Raw genomic sequence first — 360 nt, 5'->3', positions numbered from 1 at the left:
GTGTTGCTGCCGATCACCGGGTGGCTGGCGCGGTCGAAGAAGCGCAGTTCGCGGCGGTCGGCCGACATCATCGCCAGCCCGGCATTCTCGGTGCCGATCCACAGCTGGTTGCGTGCGTCCACGTGCACGCTCCACACGTGGTTGTCGCGCAGGCCATCCTCGGCGCGCCATACCCGGTAGGTGCGGCCGTCGTAGCGCGCCAGGCCATCGTTGGTGGCGATCCACAGGTAGCCGTAGCCATCCTCGGCCATGCGGTTGACCGTGTTGGACGGCAGGCCATCGAACACGGTCAGCTGGCGCGGCGTTGGCGGCACCGGCTGGGCATGGCCGAGCAACGGCCAGAGCCACGCGATCCCGATC

At 68.9% G+C, this 360-nt stretch carries 1 protein-coding gene; it reads right to left on the bottom strand.

The genetic code is table 11. From position 1 onward, the window contains the following. Positions 1 to 360 (bottom strand): ligand-binding sensor domain-containing protein (locus AC1DN0_RS41970; RefSeq protein WP_477146741.1); only part of this gene is annotated, 360 nt, incomplete at both ends.

Source organism: Cupriavidus sp. 05N39, from assembly GCF_056397325.1.
Note: the sequence above shows the minus strand (reverse complement) of the source record. Positions and strands in the feature narration are given on the sequence as shown.